The sequence below is a fragment of the Paenibacillus sp. OT2-17 genome (genome assembly GCF_009827695.1).
GTDB lineage: Bacteria > Bacillota > Bacilli > Paenibacillales > Paenibacillaceae > Paenibacillus > Paenibacillus polymyxa_B.
The window spans coordinates 1-1,343 of sequence record NZ_WUDQ01000786.1; the positions used below are offsets into that span (position 1 = coordinate 1).

Annotated in this window: 3 protein-coding genes; 2 read left to right on the plus strand and 1 reads right to left on the minus strand. The window is 43.3% G+C overall.

The features are described from left to right. The first annotated feature begins 37 nt into the window (after window positions 1-37). The gene (gene spoVM, locus GRP75_RS27100) at window positions 38-118 is read left to right on the plus strand and encodes a stage V sporulation protein SpoVM (RefSeq protein ID WP_160790908.1); all 81 of its coding nucleotides are present in this window, start codon (window positions 38-40) and stop codon (window positions 116-118) included. 224 nt (window positions 119-342) lie between these two features. Here spoVM and rpmB read toward each other — a convergent pair whose 3' ends face one another. Beyond that, a complete protein-coding gene (rpmB, locus tag GRP75_RS27105) occupies window positions 343-531 on the minus strand; it encodes a 50S ribosomal protein L28 (protein ID WP_013310881.1) in 189 nt (62 codons plus the stop codon). Window positions 532-1,040: 509 nt separating this feature from the next. Between rpmB and GRP75_RS27110 the strand changes: the two genes are divergently transcribed. Next, the coding region (locus GRP75_RS27110) for a DAK2 domain-containing protein (protein ID WP_160790907.1) at window positions 1,041-1,343 on the plus strand (303 nt) is incomplete at its 3' end.

The following is a 1,343-nucleotide window of genomic DNA, read 5'->3' on the forward strand; positions in this document are numbered from 1 at the left end:
GAGAACGGATGCAGGAGGATGATGGGGAGGGTGAGGCGTGAAGTTTTACACAATCAAGCTGCCAAAATATCTGGGTGTATTCGTTAAAGCCATTTTGAATACATTCCAGAAAAACTGAATTCAACGTAATGTAAACACAGGATGTAGGATGAAAGCTGGAGGTACACAGGGCACGCTTCCCGGGCACAACAGATAGGTGGCTCGGCAGTAAAAGATAGGAACGCACGGGAAGGTGCCTGACATTTTGTTCTCCTGAACCAGATGGATATTACTTTTCGAATAACCAAAAAAGCACCCGTTTAAAACGAGGTGCCTTTTGCTTATAACGATATTTTTTTACGACTACACGCGAGTCACTTTACCGGCTTTCAATGCACGAGTGCTGACATAAACGCGTTTCGGTTTACCGTTAACGAGAATGCGAACTTTTTGTACGTTGACGCCCCAAGTACGGCGATTACGGTTGTTAGCGTGAGATACGTGGTTACCGCTGCCAGGCTTTTTGCCTGTTACAGAACATTTACGAGACATGATTCCACCTCCTATTCTGAAAATAACCAAATTCCATATGGAACGGGTCTCTCTTCAGGCCGACTGGGTCAGCCGGACTTTGTAAGTCACTAACCTGAACAAAACAATACTTAAATATAATATCATAGTCAAAAAAGCTCCGTCAACTGATTCAAAAACTTTATTTATTTCTCTTTCGCATTATAGTACAATATGGGATAGTTATTGCTGCGATTATTTTGTATTAAAATGGAATGTGAATTCTTATTCCAGTCATGCCGGCAGTTCAGAGGCGGGACTATAGTCATCATTCCAGCCGATGATTTATTGTTAGGCAGTTGACTGGTTTTTCATTTTATATGACCTGTAGAAGAACGACCAGACGTGAGTACAAAAGCTTACGAAAGTGTGATATTCGTATTCGTCGTCTGGCTTTAGTATAATTCAATTGAACCTGTACGCACAGTTGAATAAGGTGTTGTGAAGGTTGATAGTAAAACAAGTGTATTAAGCTAGGAAGGGGAATTCTCTTGAGTAATCGTTCTTTGAATGGAACAGATTTTACCGCAATGGTTTTAGCCGGGGCGGAACAATTACAGCAGCATGCGGAACATGTCAATTCACTAAATGTATTCCCAGTGCCAGACGGTGATACGGGAACCAACATGAATTTGACGATGAGCGCGGGCGTAACGGAATTAAAGAGGGGGGACTCTTCCTCCATCGGTGTCATGTCCGGCATATTATCCAAAGGTTTGCTGATGGGAGCCCGCGGCAATTCAGGGGTTATCCTGTCTCAGTTGTTTCGTGGCTTCAGCCGTTACGCTGCCCCA

Coding starts and splice junctions, on each gene's coding strand:
- rpmB (WP_013310881.1), bottom strand. CDS start 531: ATGTCTCGTAAATGTTCTGTAACAGGCAAAAAGCCTGGCAGCGGTAAC.